At 59.7% G+C, this 17,584-nt stretch carries 14 protein-coding genes; 5 read left to right on the top strand and 9 right to left on the bottom strand.

Annotation, left to right across the window (positions count from 1 at the left end):
* Positions 1 to 209: 209 nt before the first annotated feature.
* On the bottom strand, positions 210 to 3,344 hold the full coding sequence (locus tag FDP13_RS05440; RefSeq protein WP_143838946.1) for an efflux RND transporter permease subunit: 3,135 nt from the start codon (positions 3,342 to 3,344) through the stop codon (positions 210 to 212).
* Positions 3,345 to 3,364: 20 nt separating this feature from the next.
* Positions 3,365 to 4,627, bottom strand: coding sequence for an efflux RND transporter periplasmic adaptor subunit (locus tag FDP13_RS05435; protein ID WP_033575875.1), 1,263 nt, complete (start codon positions 4,625 to 4,627; stop codon positions 3,365 to 3,367).
* Positions 4,628 to 4,760: 133 nt separating this feature from the next.
* Here FDP13_RS05435 and FDP13_RS05430 point away from each other — a divergent pair, with 133 nt between their 5' ends.
* Entirely contained in the window at positions 4,761 to 5,498 is a 738-nt protein-coding gene (locus FDP13_RS05430; protein ID WP_012770453.1) for a response regulator, read from the top strand.
* The gene (locus tag FDP13_RS05425) at positions 5,495 to 6,571 is read left to right on the top strand and encodes an ATP-binding protein (protein ID WP_143838945.1); all 1,077 of its coding nucleotides are present in this window, start codon (positions 5,495 to 5,497) and stop codon (positions 6,569 to 6,571) included. The genes FDP13_RS05430 and FDP13_RS05425 overlap by 4 nt, the downstream gene beginning before the upstream one ends.
* A gap of 69 nt (positions 6,572 to 6,640) precedes the next feature.
* Here FDP13_RS05425 and FDP13_RS05420 read toward each other — a convergent pair whose 3' ends face one another.
* Positions 6,641 to 7,540 (bottom strand): LysR family transcriptional regulator, encoded by a 900-nt coding sequence (locus FDP13_RS05420; RefSeq protein ID WP_143838944.1) that lies wholly within the window; start codon positions 7,538 to 7,540, stop codon positions 6,641 to 6,643.
* A gap of 444 nt (positions 7,541 to 7,984) precedes the next feature.
* Here FDP13_RS05420 and FDP13_RS05415 point away from each other — a divergent pair, with 444 nt between their 5' ends.
* Together FDP13_RS05415 and FDP13_RS05410 are read left to right on the top strand one after the other, a co-directional pair.
* Entirely contained in the window at positions 7,985 to 8,749 is a 765-nt protein-coding gene (locus FDP13_RS05415) for a sulfite exporter TauE/SafE family protein (protein WP_012770451.1), read from the top strand.
* Between the two features lie 303 nt (positions 8,750 to 9,052).
* On the top strand, positions 9,053 to 10,795 hold the full coding sequence (locus FDP13_RS05410) for an ABC-F family ATP-binding cassette domain-containing protein (RefSeq protein WP_143838943.1): 1,743 nt from the start codon (positions 9,053 to 9,055) through the stop codon (positions 10,793 to 10,795).
* Between the two features lie 360 nt (positions 10,796 to 11,155).
* Here the strand turns inward: FDP13_RS05410 and FDP13_RS05400 are convergent, their stop codons facing one another.
* The 4 genes from FDP13_RS05400 to cfa form a co-directional block, all read right to left on the bottom strand.
* Positions 11,156 to 11,851, bottom strand: a complete 696-nt coding sequence (locus FDP13_RS05400; RefSeq protein ID WP_143838942.1) for a lactate utilization protein C — start codon at positions 11,849 to 11,851, stop codon at positions 11,156 to 11,158.
* Positions 11,851 to 13,278: a LutB/LldF family L-lactate oxidation iron-sulfur protein gene (locus FDP13_RS05395; protein WP_143838941.1), complete on the bottom strand. Its 1,428-nt coding sequence runs from the start codon at positions 13,276 to 13,278 to the stop codon at positions 11,851 to 11,853. The genes FDP13_RS05400 and FDP13_RS05395 overlap by 1 nt, the downstream gene beginning before the upstream one ends.
* A gap of 9 nt (positions 13,279 to 13,287) precedes the next feature.
* On the bottom strand, positions 13,288 to 14,007 hold the full coding sequence (locus tag FDP13_RS05390) for a (Fe-S)-binding protein (protein WP_012770447.1): 720 nt from the start codon (positions 14,005 to 14,007) through the stop codon (positions 13,288 to 13,290).
* A 118-nt stretch (positions 14,008 to 14,125) separates the two neighbouring features.
* Positions 14,126 to 15,274 (bottom strand): cyclopropane fatty acyl phospholipid synthase, encoded by a 1,149-nt coding sequence (gene cfa, locus FDP13_RS05385; RefSeq protein WP_012770446.1) that lies wholly within the window; start codon positions 15,272 to 15,274, stop codon positions 14,126 to 14,128.
* A 343-nt stretch (positions 15,275 to 15,617) separates the two neighbouring features.
* Between cfa and FDP13_RS05380 the strand changes: the two genes are divergently transcribed.
* Positions 15,618 to 16,415 carry an AraC family transcriptional regulator gene (locus FDP13_RS05380; protein ID WP_033575867.1) on the top strand — a complete coding sequence of 266 codons (798 nt, stop codon included), beginning with the start codon at positions 15,618 to 15,620 and terminating at the stop codon, positions 16,413 to 16,415.
* Positions 16,416 to 16,442: 27 nt separating this feature from the next.
* On the opposite strand, the gene FDP13_RS05375 is transcribed toward FDP13_RS05380, so the two are convergent.
* Positions 16,443 to 17,138, bottom strand: coding sequence for a CidB/LrgB family autolysis modulator (locus FDP13_RS05375; protein WP_033575866.1), 696 nt, complete (start codon positions 17,136 to 17,138; stop codon positions 16,443 to 16,445).
* Positions 17,128 to 17,544 carry a CidA/LrgA family protein gene (locus FDP13_RS05370; RefSeq protein ID WP_027712590.1) on the bottom strand — a complete coding sequence of 139 codons (417 nt, stop codon included), beginning with the start codon at positions 17,542 to 17,544 and terminating at the stop codon, positions 17,128 to 17,130. Before FDP13_RS05370 ends, FDP13_RS05375 begins: the two co-directional genes overlap by 11 nt.
* Positions 17,545 to 17,584 lie beyond the last annotated feature (40 nt).

Raw genomic sequence — 17,584 nt, 5'->3', positions numbered from 1 at the left:
AAATCTTATTAATATTGCAACTGCACGAATCGCACTCACCCCTGCATAAACCTATTCTCAATGTCCGCACCTGGCACTAAGCAAACACGGGCAGCAGGGTCTGCTTTAAACATACAAGGATCGGACCTGGCGGTCATAGCGCGATGGGATACCTCACAATAAGAGCGGCGACGTGCCGTCGCTTCCAGCCTGTCGCCGTTCTGGTGGGGTTAGTGTGGGGCGTTTACGTGTGTTGTCCGGCGTTTTTCACGCCAGCGGTCATAGCGTTCCTGCACCTCCATCACCACGACGAAAAACACCGGTACGAAAAACACCGCCAGCACCGTGGCGCTGACCATACCGCCGAACACGCCGGTGCCGATGGCGTGCTGGGTTTCCGCGCTGGCGCCGGAGGCCAGCATCAGCGGCACGACCCCGAGCGCAAACGCCAGCGATGTCATCAGGATCGGCCGCAGGCGCAGGCGCGCCGCGGTAACGGCAGCTTCTGTCAGCGTTTGGCCTTGGGTGTGCAGTTGCCTGGCGAACTCGACAATCAGAATGGCATTCTTGGCCGACAACCCGATGACGGTAATCAGCCCCACTTTGAAGAACACGTCGTTCGGCATGTCGCGTAGGGTGACCGCCAGCACCGCGCCGAGCAGCCCCAGCGGCACCACCAACATCACCGATAGCGGAATCGACCAGCTTTCATACAGCGCCGCCAGCACCAGAAACACCACCACCATCGACAGCAGCAGCAACATCGGCGCTTGTGCGGCGGATTGCCGCTCCTGTAGCGATTGCCCGGTCCAGGCGACGGTAAAGCCCGGCGGCAGTTGCGCCGCCAGCCGCTCCATTTCCGCCATCGCCTCGCCGCTGGAGACGCCCGGTGCGGCGCTGCCGGAAATCCGTACGGCCAGAAAGCCCTGGTAGCGCGTCAGTTGCAGCGGGGTATCGTTCCAGACCGGCGTCACCACTTCCTTCAGCGAGACCATGCCGCCGGCGTTGTTGCGTACATACAGTTTGAGCACATCATCCAGTTGCATACGCGCCGGCGCATCAGCCTGAATGATCACCTGTTGCATACGGCCGGCGTTCGGGAAGTCGTTCACGTACAGCGAACCGATGGCGGCAGACAGCGTATCGCTGAGAGTGTTGAACGGCACGCCGAGCGCCTCTGCCTTTTGGCGATCGATATTTAACCGCACCGTGCTGCCGGGCGGCAGACCATCCGGGTAGACGCCGGTGACGATGCGGCTTTGCGCCGCCAGCGTCAGCAACGTGGCTTCCGCTGCCTTGAGCGCGTTATAGCCCTGACCGGTACGGTCTTGCAGGCGCAGGCTGAAACCCGACGAGGTGCCCAGCTCATCGATCGCGGGCGGCATCAGCGTCATGGCGGTGCCTTCGCGAATTGACGACATCGCCTGTTGCGCCAACGCCACTTCGCTCTGTGCGGTGGCACCGTTGCGTGCCGACCAGTCCTTCAGCGTGGTGAACGCCATTGCGGCGTTGGGGCCGGAGCCGGAAAAACCGAAACCGAGGATCGACATGTTGGACTGGATACCGGGACGAGAGGCGATGTGCTGCTCGTAGGTTTTCACTACCTCCATCGTACGCGCTTCGGTAGCATCCGACGGCAGTTGGATCGAGGTCATAAAGTACCCCTGATCCTCTTGCGGCAGAAAGTCGGACGGCAATTCCCGAAAAATCCACGCCAGTACGCCGGTCAACGCGACAAACAACAGCAACATGCTGCCGGAGCGGCGCAGCAGCGCGCGGGTGCCGACGGCGTAATGCTGCGTGAGTCGCTCGAAGCGGCGGTTGAAACCGCCGAAGAAACCACGTTTCTCATGATGACCGTCGGTGACCGGTGTGAGCAGTGTGGCGCACAATGCCGGCGTCAGCGTCAGCGCCAGAAACGCCGAGAACAGGATCGAGACCGCCATCGACAGGGTAAACTGTCGGTAAATCACCCCTACCGAACCGCTGGCTAATGCCATGGGGATAAACACCGCCGACAGTACCAGCGTGATGCCGATGATCGCGCCGGTAATCTCTTTCATTGCCCGGGTGGTCGCCGCTTTGGGCGACAGCCGTTCCTGCGCCATCAATCGTTCAACGTTTTCCACCACCACGATGGCGTCATCCACGATGATGCCGATCGCCAGCACCATACCGAACATCGTCAACACATTGATGGAGAACCCGGCCGCCAGCATCACCGTGAAGGTGCCGAGCAGGGCGATGGGCGCAACAATCGCCGGTATCAGGGTATAACGCACATTTTGCAGAAACAGGTACATCACCAGAAACACCAACACCATCGCTTCGGCCAGCGTTCTGACTACCTGCTCGATGGAGATTTTAACGAACGGCGCGGTGTTGAACGGCAGCGAATACCCTATCCCGGCGGGCATGGACGGTTTCAGTTCGGCCATGCGTTGCACGATCGCGGCGGCGGTACGCACTGCATTGGCGCCCGGTGCCAGTTGAATGGCGGCTGCGGTGGCATCCTTGCCGTTTTCACGTACCGAAAAACCGTACGATTGCGCGCCGAGCTCAACCCGCGCCACATCGGCCAGCGTCACCCGTGAGCCGTCTTCCCGGGCGCGCAGTACAATGGCGGCGAATTGTTCCGGGGTTTCCAGTTGCCCTTGTACCGTCAACGGAATCGTCACCCGTTGCCCCGCTAAAATAGGCGCATCGCCGACCCGGCCTGGGGCGATTTGCGCATTTTGCTGGGTGATGGCGGTCGACAGGTCATTCATAGTTAGACCGTAGGACAGCAACTTATTCGGGTCGACCCAGATACGCATTGCCTGTTCCGCGCCGAACAACTGGACGCGACCGACGCCGTCAACACGGCGTAGCTCTTCGACGATGTTGCGCGCCATGTAGTCGCTGAGCTCCACCTGATCGTAGCGCCCGTTATCGGACGTCAGGCTGACCAGCATCAGAAAACCCGATGAGGCGGACTCCACCTGCAAACCGTTTTGCCTGACTGTTTGCGGCAGCCGGGGTTCGATCGATTTGATGCGATTTTGTACGTCGACCTGCGCCAGCTCCGGGTCGGTTCCCGGCTTGAAGGTCACATTGATTTGCGCCAAACCGGAGGTATCCACCGACGATTCGAAATAAAGCAGGTTTTTGACGCTGGATAGCCCGCGTTCGATCAACCCGACGACCGCATCATTCATGGTCTGGGGCGTCGCACCAGGGTAAGACGCGGTGATGCTCACCGTCGGCGGTGCCACCGACGGGTAACGGGCGATCGGCAACTGGGGAATAGCGAGAGTCCCCAGTAGTACGATGAACAAGGCGATCACCCAGGCAAACACCGGGCGATGGATAAAGAATTGCGGCATGGTACGGAGTTCCTTTGCGGTTAGCGTGGTGCTACGTCAGTAGCGGACGGCACCATTTTCCAGTGCTGGGTTGCCACCCAGGCCCCGTCGCTCAGTCTTTCGCCGCCTTCGACAACCACCTGTTGACCGGCGTCGAGCCCGGTGCGGATGCGATACTGGCGGTTGACCAGCTCGCCCGTTTCCACCGTAACGGCATGAGCTTTGTTGCGGTCGTCGATCACCCAGATTTTGGCCTCGCCTGCGATGCGCATCACCGCTTGTTGCGGCACCAGCAGGGCGTTGTCGTGGTGACCGAGCGGGACGCGCGCACGCACGAACATGCCCGGCAGCAGTTGGCGTTGCGGGTTATCCACCAAAATGCGCAGCAGCACGTCGCCGGTGCCGGTATCCACATTCACGCCGGAAAACAGGATGCGCGCCGACATCGGGTAGGGCTGGCCGTCGCTGCGCAGAATCTCCGCCGGTACGCCGTCACTGCCGCCGGCGCGTTTGCTTAGCATGTCGCGCAGTTGCTCCAGCGAAGAGGCCGGCAGGCGCACATCGACATACACCTGGTCTATCTGCTGGACCCGCGCCAGCGGGTTGCTGTCGTTGGTGCTGACCAGCGCGCCTTCGGTGATCAACGCCTGATCGATGCGTCCGGCAATCGGCGACTCGACGGTAGCGAAGGTCAGGTCAAGCTGACGGCGCGCCAGCGTGGCGCGTGTCTGCGCCACATCGGCGGCGGCCTGGTCGCGTTGCGCTATCGCATCGTCATAGGTTTGCTGGCTGATGGCGCCGGTGCTGAGCAGCGGTTTGAGGCGCGTGACCTGAATCTGCGCCCGGTTCAGCACCGACTGGGCGCGTTGCAGCGCGGCGCCGGCGGTATCGACATCAGCCTTGAACGGCGCGGGGTTAATCTGGAATAACGGTTGTCCGGCACGGATTTCGGCACCCTGTTCAAACAGTCGGCGCTGAATGATACCGCCTACCTGTGGGCGGATTTCCGCCGTGCGCACCGCCGCCACCCGGCCGGGCAGATCGTCGGTCAGGGTAATGGACACCGGCGCAGCGGTCATCACGGTGACCTGCGCCGGCGGTGATTCGGTCGGCACATCGGGACGGTCGCAGCCGGTCAGCAGTATGCCGACCAGCGCCAGCAACACGCCGTGGCGGCACAGCTGTTTAAGTGAAACGGGCAGACGGGCGGCCATGCCGCTCGGTTCCGACTGACCGGGCGCCGCCAGCAGCAGAGCCGACAAAATACAGGCGACCGGGTATTGATGCGGTTTCTTTGTGTTCATATCACTTCGTAATCCCTGTTTACCGGCCATAGGGAGGCCAGACTGCGGTAGTGTGCATCTGCTGTATGCGGTTTTCGTTGGAGAAAGATGGAGATATGATGGAGGCCCTGCATTTTTTACTATGAGTCGTTCGATGACTGTTCATTCGCAATCCATGCCGATGGTTGACGATATCCATGGGTTGGTGCTTATCGCCGAAGATGAGCCGGAAATTGCCGAGATTCTTCGCGCTTACCTGACACGTAACGGTTTACGCACGCTGCACGCCGCCGACGGCCGTCAGGCGCTGGAACTTCATCTCTCCATGAAGCCGGATCTGGTGCTGCTGGATGTACAGATGCCGCTGGTCGATGGCTGGCAGGTGCTGTCGGGGATTCGCCTGCGCGGCGATACCCCGGTTATCATGCTGACGGCGCTGGATCAGGACATCGACAAGCTGATGGGCTTGCGGATTGGCGCCGACGATTACGTGGTGAAACCGTTTAATCCCGCCGAAGTGGTGGCGCGGGTACAGGCGGTGCTGCGCCGTGCCGGGTTGCGCGCCGAACGCCAGCCGCCGCGTTTCCTGCGGACCGGTATTTTCCAAATCGATCTGGAAAGCCACGAGGTGGTGGTGGACTATGAGGGCGTCAGCCGGACGCTGGAACTGACGCTGACCGAGTTCCGGCTGCTTGCGCATATGGCGCGTGCGCCGCGTCGGGTGTTCAGCCGTGAAGAACTGCTGGTCTCCTGCCTGCCGGAAGGGGATTCGTTGGAACGCACGGTGGACAGCCACATCAGCAAACTGCGTAAGAAGTTGGAACGGCTGGGGCTGAACGGCGTACCGTCCAGTGTGCGCGGCGTCGGTTACCGACTCGGTGAAACGTCATGACGCATATCGGCAGTTTAAGCCGACAAATTATGCGTTCCATGACGCTGCTGGCGCTGTCCATCACGCTGCTGATGGTGGTCGGTTCCTATGTTTTCTATGCCTTTATGTTGGCTATTTCGCCGGAAAGCCTGTCGCTGAGCGATCAATGGATGCCGACCACGTTAGAGTGGTTCTGGATGGTCGGAACCACCTTACTGGCGTTGGTGATCGCCGTGGTGCTGGCGATTCGCCTGGCCCGCCGCATTCTGGTGCCGCTAAATTCGGTGGCGCACAGCCTGCGCCAAATCGCCGAAGGCGAACTGAACGCACGCGCCGAAACCGACGACTACTCGTTGGGTGAGGCGGCATTGCTGGTGCGTGACTTTAATACCATGGCGGAGCGGCTGGAACGCATGGCGCAAGAGCGGGCGTTCTGGAATGCCGCCATCGCCCATGAGTTGCGCACACCGGTCACCATTTTACGCGGCCGGTTGCAGGGGTTGACCGAAGGCGTATTCGAACCCGATATCGGGTTGTTTCGTAATTTGTTGACGCAAGTGGAAGGGCTGGGGCGGCTCATTGAGGATTTGCGGGTCGTGGGGCTGGCGGAGAGCGGTCATCTGGAACTGCGCTGGACGCCGACTCGCTTGTCCGACGAAGTGACGGCGGTGGTGAGTGCGTTCGAGCCTACGTTGCAAAGCGCCGGGTTTAGCCTGTCGCTGGCACTGGAAGACCTGGTGGTGCAATGCGACCCGGTGCGGATTCGTCAGGCGCTGCTGGCGTTGCTGGAGAATGCGCAAAAACATGCCGCCGCCGGTCCGTTATGCGTTCGGGCGGGCGTGGATGACGGGGTGGCGTATCTGAGCGTCGAGGATAGCGGTCCCGGCATCGATCCACAGTTTGCCGATCAGATTTTTGAGGCGTTTGTGCGCGGCGCGCCGTCACGCACCGGCAACAGCAAAGGCAGTGGGTTGGGGCTGGCGGTCGTGCAGGCGATTGCGCAGGCGCACGGCGGGCAGGCGAGTTGTTGCCCTGCGCCGTCCGGCGGCGCTTTATTCGAGCTGCGTTGGCCGGCGGTCGCCAATCAGCGATGAACAACCATGAATCATCTATCGCTTAATCGCCGCACGGTGATGGGGGCGTTTGCTGTCATTGATGCGTGTTCATACCGGCTGGCGCAGGTGCGCCAGCAAATTGGCGGCTTCGGGCTGTAATGTCGCGCCGGATTTAATGCCCAGCCATAACTTGCGGGTGGCCCAGTCATCGGTCAGCCGGATGGCATGTAGCCCGACGCCGAGGATCTCCGGGCGGACAGCGCCTTCAGGCAGGATGCTGATGCCGAGGCCGGCTTCAATCATGCGGCACACGCCGTCAAAGCTGCTGACCTGAATGCGCAGGCGCAGCATTTTTCCGTGCTCTTCGGCGGTGTCCTGCAACAGTTTGAGCAAAGAGCTGCCGTTGTTGAGGCCGACAAAATCGTACTGCAACGCATCGGCAAAGGTGATTTCCCGGCTGTCGGCCAGCGGGTGTCGGGGCGACACCAGCACCACCAGTTGGTCTTCCCGGTAGGGGATTTTTTCCACGCCGGAGCAGGGCACATTGTCGGCGAAAATGCCGATATCGGCCTGCCCGGTGAGCAGCGCCGTCACCACGGTTTCGCTCAGTTTCTCTTCCAGATTGATGCGAACCAGCGGATGACGTTGCAGAAAGTGCGCCAGCTCCTGCGGCAGAAATTCGATGATAGCTGACGTATTAGCCCAGATATGCACATGGCCGCGTACGCCGGCGGCGTAATCCTGCATCTCGTCCGCCATCCGCTCGACATTGCTCAGCACCTGACGCGCGTGGTGCACCAGCTCTTTTCCCGCTGCGGTCAACGCCAGGCCGCGCGGCATACGGATAAACAACGTGCAATCGACGGTGCGCTCCAGTTCCGCCATGCGTTTGCTCAGGGCGGACAGCGTCATGTGAAAGCTGCTGGCGGTTTTAGTCAGGCTGCCGATTTTGGCGACCTGCAAAAACAGGCGTAGTGATTGCAGGTCAAAATGCGCGGGATTGATCATGGGATGATGACAGTCCTTGAAAGCGAAGACGCCACAGCCTAACACATCGGCGACCCTTTCCTGTCAGGAAAGGGTGATTGACGATTAAGGAATTATCAAACGCATCGCCTGCGCCTAGGATGTCTGCTGTACTGATCTGAATCTGATTGAAATCGCCGAGTATCTTTGCCATGACTCGCGCTAACCAAGGTTGGTTCTTTTTATTCAACGTATTATCTCTATACCCTAAATAATTCGAGTTGCAGGCAGGTGGCAAGAGAGAGAATCCCGATGAGCTTACTCAGGTAAGTGATTCGGGTGAACGAACGCAGCCAACGCACCTGCAACTTGAAGTATGACGGGTATATAACCTAAATAATTCGAGTTGCAGGCAGGTGGCAAACGCCCCTACGGCTTGGAGTATGATGGGGATAAAAACGATATAACAGGATGTAGTGGCTGTTTATGACCAGTTTGCTGATGACCAATATGGTGTTGTGTTTGATTCTGGGGATGGGGCTTGGGGTATGCGGCGGGATGTTGGGTATCGGCGGCGGGCTGATCGCCATTCCGGTACTGGGGATGCTGTTTGGCATGAACCAGCATCTGGCGCAGGGCACGGCGCTGATTATGATTACGCCGAACGTGCTGATCGGCTTTCTGCGCTACCGGCAACGCAACAAGATAGACACCCGCATGACGCTGATGTTGTGCGCCTTCGCCACGGTGTCGGCCTATGTCGCCGCACATATGGCGGCGGCCATTCAGGTTGATAATTTGCAGCAGGCATTCGCCATATTCCTGCTGGTGCTGGCGACGTATTACATCTGGCAGTGGATCAATAGCCGACGCAGCCGCACGCCGACTTCGGTATTGTCCCATCGTTACCTGCCGGCGCTCGGCGTGGCAAGCGGCTTTATGTCCGGTATTTTTACCGTCGGCGGCGGGCTGGTGGTGGTGCCGGCATTGGTGACGCTGTTCGGTTTCACCCAGACGCAGGCGCAGGGCATTGCACTGGCGCTGGTGGTGCCCGGCGCGCTGGCGGCGTTGGCATCGTACGCTCAGGCCGGCAATGTGGATTGGGCCACCGGCATTCCGCTGGCGATCGGCGGCATTCTCAGCGTGTCGTGGGGGGTGGCGCTGGCCCACAAATTGCCGGTGGTGGCGTTGCGGCTGGCGTTCTGTCTGGTGCTGGTGAGCGTGGCGGTGGTGATGCTGGCGGTGAAATAACGCGGCGGGAATACGTTGCGTAAAAGAAGCCTGACGGGTGGCGCTATCCGCCCGTTGCCGCTACAATCCAGCCATCGATTAACCTACGGATAATATTAAGGAGGACCCTCATGCTGCGCTGTGAAATGTTTAACACTTCACATCCTTTTGGCGATCGCCGCTGCTCAAGCGTTATCGATATCGTGCTGCGATAACGGTGGCTTGAGCGAAGCAAACCGCATTTTCCCTTCTCTCGGGCTTACCGGGTTATCGTCAGCGTTGTGTTGACGAGGCACAGTTGTGCCTGTAACTCTTGAGTAAGCAATGAGCACTTTACTGACTGTACACGCCCTGAGCGTGGATACCCCTTTCGGCCCTCTGCTGAACGACATTTCTTTTACCCTGAACCAGGGCGACCGCCTCGGTTTGATCGGCCATAACGGTTGCGGCAAAAGTACGCTGTTAAAACTACTGGATGGCACGTTAGCGCCAAGCCGCGGCAGTGTGACGCTTTCCCATCATTGCCTGCTGGCTCGCGTTGAACAGCATCTGCCGGCGGATCTGCATCCGTTGACGATGCTGGATGCGGTGCTGGCTCGTCTTCCCGCGGCCGAACGCGCCGGCGAGCGCTGGCGGGCGGAAACCTTGCTGGCGGAAATGGGATTCGGCGAGCGGGACTGGCTGCTGTGCGCCGGTACTCTCAGTGGCGGCCAGCATACCCGGTTATTGCTGGCGCGAGCCCTGATCACCTCGCCGGATCTGCTGTTGCTGGATGAGCCGAGTAACCATCTGGACTTGCCGACGTTGCTGTGGCTGGAGCAGTTCCTGCAACACTGGAGCGGCAGCTTTGTGCTGGTTTCCCACGATAGCCAGTTGCTGGATAACGTCACCAACGGCAGCTATATCCTGCGTGACCGGCAACTGCATTATTTTGCGCTGCCCTGTAGCGCCGCCCGCGCGGCACTGGCGGAGCGCGATCGCAGCGATGCGTTGCGCCGCAAAGCGGAACAGAAGGAAATCGACTGCGTGACCGTTAGCGCCAAACGGCTGGCCATCTGGGGCAAGGTCTACGATAACGAAGATCTGGCGCGCAAGGCCAAACAGATGGAAAAACGCATCGAGCGGCTCAAAGAGGAGCAAACCGAGCTGACCGCCGGCAGCCAGTGGCGGCTGGCGCTGCATGGCGAAGCGCTGAACGCCGATCGTCTGCTGGAGATGACGGCGCTGGCCGTCAGCCCGGCACCGCAGCAGCCAACGCTGCTCACCGTGCCGTTACAGCGGGTGAAAAGCGGTGATCGGGTGGCGATTATCGGCCGAAACGGCAGCGGCAAGTCTTCGTTGTTGCGTCTTCTATGGCAGCAGTACCCGAATTCGACGCCGGATGGGGCGATTCGTCTGCATCCCCGCGTTCGGTTGGGGTATTACGACCAGACGCTGCATCAACTGCGTGACGACGACACCCTGTTTGATGCGCTGGCTCCGTTCGCGCCGCTGGCGCAAGACCGCAAGATGGCGTTGATCAGCGCCGGGTTTCAGTGGTCGCGTCATCAGCAAACCGTCGCCACTCTGAGCGGCGGCGAACGCGCCCGGCTACTGTTCGTCGGGCTGTCGCTGGCGCGTTACGGGCTGCTGATGCTGGACGAGCCGACCAACCACCTGGATATGGAAGGCAAAGAGGCGCTGGCCGATACGCTGCAATGCTTTGATGGCGGCGTGCTGTTGGTGACGCACGACCGGGCGTTGATCAGCCACAGTTGCAATCGCTTCTGGCTGGTTGAGCACGGCATGTTGAGCGAGTGGCACGATCTGGATCAGGTCTATCAGCGTCTGGGGACCGCATCTGCCGACACCGCAATGCATTCGGCACCGCCGTCAGCAACGGTATCGCCGGTGACATTGGAACAGGGGGATGAAGCCGACAGGCTGCTGGCGCAACTGGTTGAGCTGGAAAACCGGCTGACCGAGGATCTGGCGCGGAAGGCGAAGCACCAGAAACCGGCGCTACAGGCGCAGTGGCGGCAAGAAATCGCCCGCCTCAACGCCTTGTTGGGATTGGCACAATGTTGACCGTGCCTGTTTGCAGAGGTGTAAAAATACCGACGAATTATTTTGGTTACACGGTATTGGGTTTTCTGGCGTAAAAAACTGCGCTGAGGTGGGCGGCTTCGCCGGGTGAGCGGCAGGACGCCGCGAAAGCCCGTGCCGCTCCGGGAGAGCGTCACGGGCGACCCGAACAGCGAAGACGAACGCCGAAGGTACCGCGAAGCGGCACAGTTTAGCCCTCAAGCCAGTGGTCAAGGAGAGGTGGCGTTTGAACCTCTCCTTGTCGTGCGTGCGATGATGTTACAAGGGAAGGCATGAGATCATCACGCACGAAACCTCTCACTGTTCCACCATAACCCGACACCTCATGCCGCAGGCAGGCTATCAGCAATCCTCAATAATCAGGTACGCGGCGTTCAGCGGCCCGTGTACCCCCACCACCTTGATCAGTTCGATATCGGCGGTAGAGCTGGGACCGGCGATCAGATTGATGCATGACGGCAGCGGTTCGCCTTGTTGCACCCGACGGCGCAGATGCTGGGCCAGTTGCGCGACGCGCGGCAACAGGCAGCTTTTGCGCACAATAAACAGTGTGGACTCCGGCAACAGGCTCAGGCCGCGTCCTTGTTGTGGGGTAGAGAACAACACCACACCGCCGGATTCGGTCAGGCCGTAGTCGGCGTATACCACGCCGATGCGGGCTTGCGCCGCCTGCGTCAGGTTGTCTTCGCCTGCCGCCGGGCCCCAGCATCGGGCTTGGTATTCCTGTTGCAGAAAGCCGGTTACGCCCAGCTCCGCCAGCCGCGCATCGCCGCTGACCAGCACCGGCGCGCCGCCGTAACGCCGGCACAATCGCCCGGCGGCTTGCGCCACGTCATTGGGCGGGGTGAGTTCACAGTGCGCCAGCATCACATTGCCGGCGTAGTCGATAAAGGCGTCGCAACGCTGTTGCGGCGTCAGCTCGGTCAGTCGGGTGCCGGCCGGGTTGTTTTCCAGCGGCGGTAACGGCGGCGGCGTTTGGCGGGGGTCCCGACCAAGCCGATGCGCCAGGGTAGACAGGAAGGCGTCGCGGTTTTCCATTAGCGTTTCTCCTTGGTCTGACGTTGATGCTGTTTGAACCAACTGCGGAAGCTCTCGCCATCGGCGTCCGGCAGGTCGCGGGCTTCGGTCCACTCGCTGATCGCACCGATGTTGAACGGTATCTTGCCGTTACGAATGAGCAAGCGGGCGGCGCGCGCGCCTGCCACCATACCGACTTTCCAGATTCCGGGGTGACTATTGGCGTAGTTGAACAACCCGACGATGCGCCGCTCGGCCGCAGGCGTCATCCCATTTTCTGCCAGCGTGCGTCGGTGCTGCACAATCAGCGAAGACAGCGGAATACGTACCGGGCACACATCGTCGCAGGCGGTACACAGCGAGCAGGCGTAAGGCAGGTGTTTGAAGTCTTCATAGCCGCCCAGCAACGGCGACAGCACCGCGCCGATCGGCCCTGGATAGATAGAGCCATAGCCGTGGCCGCCGATGTGGCGGTACGCAGGGCAGGTGTTGATGCAGGCGCCGCAGCGAATGCAGCGCAGAATATCGTGGAACGGCGATCCCAGTACCTGTGAGCGGCCGTTATCGACGATCACCAGATGAAACTCTTCCGGGCCGTCGATACCGCCGATATCGCGTGGTCCGGTCAGCCAGGTGTTGTAGCCGGTCAACCGGGCGCCGACCGCACTGCGCGCCAGCATGGTGAGCACCACATCCAGCTCCTCAAAGGTCGGGACAATGCGTTCCATGCCCATCACGGCGATGTGGGTGCGGGGCAGGGTGGTGCACAGCCGGGCGTTGCCTTCGTTGCTCACCAGACTGACGGTGCCGGTTTCCGCCACGGCAAAGTTGCAGCCGGTGATCCCTACCTCCGCGCTGAGAAAGTCGGCGCGGATTTTCTGGCGAATAAAGCGCGTCATCGCTTCCGGTGTTTCCGGGCCGTCGTAGCCCAACTGCTGTTGCAGTACGCGCCGGATTTGATGGCGATCTTTGTGGATGGCAGGCACCACCACGTGGGAGGGCGCGTCCTGGTCCAGTTGCAGGATGTATTCGCCGAGATCGGTTTCCACCACCTTGATGCCGGCGGCTTCCAGCACGGCATTCATGCCGATCTCTTCGGTCACCATGGATTTGGATTTCACCACCTTGCGGGCCTGTTTAGCCTGCGTCACCTGCAAGATATAGCGGGTCGCGTCTTCGCGCGTTGCGGCAAAAAACACCTTGCCGCCGCGGGCGGTGACCTGTTCCGACAACTGGTACAGGTAGGCGTCAAGGTTATCAAGCACGTGGGCGCGGATCTGCGCGGCTCTCGTGCGCCAGACATCCCACTGGCCCAGTTCATCGACCATCTTCTGACGGTTGGCGCCGATGCGTTCCTGGGCGTTGGCAACCGCCTGGCGCATGATCGGGTCGTCTATTTGCTGGCGGATACGCTCATGAAACGGGGTCGTGCTGGTTTTGAGGTACATGGCGTCTCCTTAGCGGCTCATCAACACTTCGGCGATATGCAACACCTGAACGGCGTGTCCTTCACGCTGCAACCGTCCGCCGATGTTGATAAGGCAACTGACATCGGCGCCGATCAGGTAGTCCGGTTTGGCTTCCATGATGTGCGCGACCTTTTCTTTCACCATTTCACCGGAGATCTCCGCCATTTTGACGGAGAAGGTGCCGCCGAAACCGCAGCAGGTTTCCTGCGCGTGAAACGGCAGCAGCTCCAGGTCACGCACCTGACGCAGCAAGGCCAGCGGTTCTTCGCGCACGCCCATTTTGCGAAACAGACTGCAAGAGGGGTGATAAACCGCCTTGCCCGGCAGGCGAGCGCCGACATCGGTGACGCCGAGGCGGTTAACGATAAACGAGGTGAGGTCAACCATTCGTGCGGCGACCTGCGCGGCGCGGGCCGCCCACTCCGGTTCATCGACCAGCCAGTCGGCATAATGCCTGATGGCGTTGGTGCAGGAGCCGGCCGGCGAGACGATGGGGTCATCGTTCTCTTCCAGCGCGGCGAGCAGCGTTTTCATGCCCGGCAGCGCGTCGCGGATGTATCCGCTGTTGATGGCGGGTTGACCACAGCAGCCTTGACGTTCGGGAAAGTGAACGCGGCAGCCGAGCTGTTCCAGCAACAGCACGCTGTCACGGGCCATGCGCGATTTGAGCGCATCGCCGATGCAGGTGACAAAAAAATTAACATTCATGTTGTGTTAGCTTCCTGTTTGTAGGGGTTAACAACGTATCGGGTTAAAAAATCAGTCGGCGCGTTATCGTCGTACGTTCGTTGGCCTGCGCCTGGTGGCCTGAACGTGTGGTGAATACTCAGCGCGGCACGCACAATCCCTGTTCGACGCCCCGGCTAAAAAGAACCTGCCATAACTGGATGTTTCTGGCCCGAAAGGCGCCGGCGCAGGCGGTCAGGTAATAACTGAACATACGCCGGAAGGCGGGCGAATAATCGGCGGCCAGTTGCGGCCAGGCGGCGGTAAAACGGGCCAGCCAGGCCATCAGCGTTTTATCGTAATCAGCACCGAAGTTATGCCAGTCTTCCATCACAAAATAGGGTTCGCTGGTGTTGGCAATCTGTTTAATGGATGGCAGGCATCCGTTGGGAAAAATGTATTTATTGATCCACGGGTCAACGTTATGAGCAGTCTTATTCGACCCGATGGTATGCAGCAGGAACAGGCCGTCCGGCTTCAGGCTCCGATTCACCACATGAAAGTAGGCGGCGTAATTTTTCGGCCCCACGTGTTCAAACATGCCGACGGAGACAATACGGTCGTACTGCCGGCGCAGATCGCGGTAATCCTGCAACAGAATATGGATATCCAGCCCGCAGCAGCGTGACTCCACAAAGGCTTTCTGCTCGGCGGAAATGGTGACGCCATGCACGGTAACGCCGTAATGCTGAGCGGCATACACCGCCAGACCCCCCCAGCCGCAACCGATATCCAGCAGCGTCATACCGGGTTCAAGCTGCAGTTTTTCACAGATCAGCGCCAGTTTGTCCTGCTGGGCTTCATCAAGCGTGTCGGCTTGTTTCCAGTAACCGCATGAATATTGCATGTAAGGGTCCAGCATGTGGCTGAACAGGTCGTTGCCGAGGTCGTAATGTACTTTGCCGACTTGCCAGGCGCGTTTGCGCGACTGACGGTTGACCAACCGCGCCAGCGCAATGCGCATCAGGTCGTGCCAGCGTGACGGGCGTTGTTCATCCAGCCGGGCGGCCAGGATGCGATGAAAAAACATATCGAGTCGCGGGCAATCCCACCAGCCTTCCATGTAGCTTTCGCCCAGGCCAAGCGAACCCTGTTGCAACACCCGTTTGAAAAAGCGGGAATCGTTCACCTGAATATCCCAGGGGTCGCTGCCGTTAAGGGTAATTCCCGCCTGATGCAATAATTCCTGGGTGATACGCCGCCATTCATTTTTCTCGCTGATATCATCAACGATGCACGCATTACTCATGATGTCTCCTTTAACTAACAGTTAATTCAATGTGTTAGCGCAAAACTAATAACTACTGAGGTACTGTCGTTTCGGATGACATCGTGCTGCCATCGGCAAAATGGCGTAATACGTCAAAAGACGGACAATGCATGACTAAAAACGGCGAACAGGCATGATGTAATGTCGCTTCCATGAGTCATTCCTCAATCCATTTTCTGGTTTGAAAAATCGTACAAGCACAGCGAATCGGTTCTGCGGCGATGACGTCGCGCCGGCTGAATAGCTGCAGATTATCGGGCAAATCGGGCTGGCCTGCGTTACCCTATCAAGACAAACTCTATCGAGTAGAGGTCATGCTGTGATGTCTCATTCGCTTGTCTCGTCCCCCCGGTTGCCGATAGCCGGTCAGCCTGCGCCGGTATTGCTCACGTTGCCGCGCCCGGTCTACTTTCGTACCTACCCGTTGGCAAAGGAGACGGAGGTGGCGCCGCATCAGCACCCGTTCGTCGAGTTTTTGTATGCGCGGGAAGGGGGAATGCGGGTAGAGATTGAAGGTAAAACGTTGATCGTGCCGGTGTTGTACGGCGTCTGGATCCCGGCGCATGTGCCGCACCGGATTCTGGCTACCAGCGATGTGTTGCTGGAAAGTTTGTATATCGAGTCGGATTACGTGGCCATTGACCACAGTGGCTGCAGAGTGGTGTTGGTCAGCGATTTTATCCGCGAGTTTATTCATTACGCCACCGGACACGTGCCGGAGCAGTACGACTACGATGGAGATGACGCCCAACTGGTCAGGGTGCTGACCACGTTGTTGCGGCAGTTGCCGGATGCCGGGTTTTCGTTGTCGTGGCCCGCTTCCGTTACCCTGATGCGGGTGTGCCGTGATATTCAGCAGACGCCGGATGCGCCCCACGGCATTGAAGCATGGGCGGCGCGTACCGGCATGTCGGTGCGCACGTTTTCGCGCCGTTTTAAAAAAGAGACCGGGGTCGCGTTCAGCGAGTGGAAGAAACGTATGCGGTTGCTTGAATCAGTGGTGATGCTGAAGAACAACCGCAGCGTAACGCAGGTAGCGCTGGACCTGGGGTATGCCAGCACCGCCTCGTTTACCTTCGCGTTTCGTCAGATGTTTGGGGTGCCGCCGACGCGCTATTGACCTGTTTGTCCGCGTCGGCAGTGGCGGCTATTTCGCCAGCACGACCAACAACGGAAACAGCAGCGGAGCCATCAGCGAAGTGATAATGCCGCAGATCACCAGCGCCAGCGAACTGAATGCGCCTTCTTCATAATCCAGCTCGGCGCAGCGGGCGGTGCCGAGCGCGTGCGACGCGGTGCCCATCGCCAGCCCGCGCGATGCTTTGGTATGAATGCGCATGGCGTTGAGCAGCGTGTGGCCGAATACCGCGCCGAGGATGCCGACAAAGATCACGCACACCGCGCTGATGGCCGGAATACCGCCGATACTGCCGCCCACCGCCATGGCGATCGGCGTGGTGACCGATTTCGGCATGATCGAGGCGGCAATCGCCGGCGTGGCACCCAGCCGCAGCGCAATCCAGGTGCCGGTCACCATCGCCACCACGCTGCCGATAAAACAGACGCTGATGATCGACTTCCAGCGCATACGGATCTGGTGCAACTGTTCATACAGCGGAAACGCCAGCGCGACCACCGCCGGTTGCAGCAGGCTGTTCAGCACCGCGCTGCCGTGGAAATAGCGCTCATACGGAATGTGGCTTATCAGCAGAAACGCTATCAGCACCCCCATCGACACCAGCAACGGGTTGAGTAACGGTGAATTCAGCCGCTGCGCCAGCCGACGTGCTAAAAAGAACACCAGCAGCGTTAATGGCAGTGACCAGACGATATCATGCCACATGGTCGGCTCCTTTTTCCGCGTCGGCCGGATGGCGGGCCGGCTTACGCCCGTGGATCAGATGCGAACAGCCGCTCACGGTAATCAACACCACCAGCGTGCTGGCGGCGCAGGAGATGATCACCGGTGCGAACTGGGCGCGCAGCAAGTCGAAATACTGCATCACGCCGACGCCAATCGGCACAAACAGCAGCGCCATATAGCGGATCAGCACGTGGCAACCCGGTTTAACCCACTGCGCCGGGATAATCTGCAATGACAACAACAGAAACAGGATCAGCATACCGATGATGCTGCCCGGCAACGCGATGGGCAGTACGGCGGCAACGCCGATACCGAGGTACAAACAGGCGTAAATCAGTAAAAACGCTCTGGCCTGATGCCAGAAACGGGTCATAAAGATTTTCATAAAAACATCGGCTACGGATAAAAGTGGGTGGATAACGGGG

Source organism: Dickeya sp. ws52, from assembly GCF_007210685.1.
Classification (GTDB): Bacteria; Pseudomonadota; Gammaproteobacteria; order Enterobacterales; family Enterobacteriaceae; genus Dickeya; species Dickeya chrysanthemi.
This window is presented reverse-complemented; position numbering and strand designations above follow the sequence as displayed.